Below are 1,737 nucleotides of genomic sequence, written 5' to 3' on the forward strand. Positions count from 1 at the left end.
CGCAGGTCAAGGCACGTCCGTGCTGTGCGCCATTGGGGCGACCGCCTGGGCTTCCCCCAAGGGGTTTGATCGTCAACTATTGTGGTGCGCAGCGTGAAGAAGCTCGTGCCGCCGTTCAACCTGCCCGGCGCGGTGCGCTTCAACGACGCGCTGTCGCAGGCGCGCGTGGCACGCTCAAGGTTCCCGACCTGCGCCCCGACGACGTGGCCCTGGCTGCAGTACACGGGCGGCACCACGGGCGTGAGCAAGGGCGCCGTGCTCCTGCACCGCAACATCATCGCCAACGTGCTGCAGGCCGAAGCCTGGAACCTGCCCGTGATGCAGACCGTGCCGGCCAACGAGCAGCCCACCACCGTGTGCGCGCTGCCGCTCTATCACATCTTCGCCTTCACCGTGAACATGATGATGAGCATGCGCACGGGCGCCAAGAACATCCTGCTGCCCAACCCCCGCGACCTGGCGGCGGTGCTCAAGGAGCTTTCGCGGCACACCTTCCACAGCTTCCCGGCCGTGAACACACTGTTCAACGGCCTGGCCCACCACCCCGACTTCAACACCGTGAACTGGAAGAACCTCAAGGTGTCGGTGGGCGGCGGCATGGCCGTGCAGGGCGCGGTGGCCAAGCTCTGGCTGGAAAAGACCGGTTGCCCCATCTGCGAAGGCTACGGCCTGTCGGAGACCAGCCCCACGGTCGCCTGCAATCCGGCCACGGAAAAGGCGTTCACCGGCACCATCGGCGTGCCGATCTCCAGCACCTACATGAAGCTCATCGACGACGATGGCCGCGACGTGACCGAGCCAGGCGCGCGCGGCGAGATCGCCATCAAGGGCCCGCAGGTCATGGCCGGCTACTGGCAGCGGCCCGACGAGACCGCCAAGGTCATGACGGACGACGGCTACTTCAAGTCCGGCGACATCGGCGTGATCGATGAGCGCGGCTACTTCAAGATCGTGGACCGCAAGAAGGACATGGTGCTGGTGAGCGGCTTCAACGTCTACCCCAACGAGGTCGAGGACGTGGTGGCCACGCTGCCCGGCGTGCTCGAATGCGCGGTGGTGGGCGTGCCCGACGAGAAGACGGGCGAAGCCGTCAAGCTGGTCATCGTCAAGCGCGGCACCGACCTCACCGAGGCGCAGGTGCGCGAGTTCTGCAAGGCCAACCTCACCGGCTACAAGCAGCCCCGCGTGATCGAGTTCCGCGAATCGCTGCCCAAGACCCCGGTGGGCAAGATCCTGCGCCGCGAGCTGCGCGACAAGCGCTAGTGCGGCCCGTCCCGTCCTGGCTCCGGGCCACCCCGCGCGGGCGCAACCGCTGGGGGCGTTGCGGCCGTGACGACCGCCATCCTCAGCGCCCTGGCCGAAGAGCAGCAGGGCCTCATCGACGCGCTCTCCCGGGGGCGCCGCACCCTGCATGCCGGCCGCACGTTCTGGAGCGGCAGCCTGCACGGGTGCGAGGTCGTGCTGGCGCTCTCGGGCATCGGCAAGGTCGCGGCAGCCACCACCGCCACCGCGCTGATCGAGCGCTTCGGCGCGGCACGCGTGGTGTTCACCGGTGTGGCCGGCGGCCTGGGCGCGGACGTGCAGGTGGGCGACGTCGTCGTGGCGCACGACTTTCTGCAGCACGACATGGACGCCTCGCCCCTGTTCCCCCGCTGGGAGCTGCCCGGCTACGGCCGCACCCGGCTGCCGTGCGATGACGCGCTGGCTGGCCGGCTGGCCGATGCCGCCGGCGAATGC

The 1,737-nt window shown here is 69.0% G+C and carries 1 protein-coding gene and 1 pseudogene; both read left to right on the plus strand.

From position 1 onward, the window contains the following. Positions 1-1,263 (plus strand): annotated as a pseudogene (locus AC27KI_RS24145) (AMP-binding protein); the annotation flags it as partial. A 66-nt stretch (positions 1,264-1,329) separates the two neighbouring features. Next, positions 1,330-1,737 (plus strand): phosphorylase family protein (locus AC27KI_RS24150; RefSeq protein ID WP_487116268.1); only part of this gene is annotated, 408 nt, incomplete at its 3' end.

The organism is Acidovorax sp. KPB24-03 (assembly GCF_057546605.1).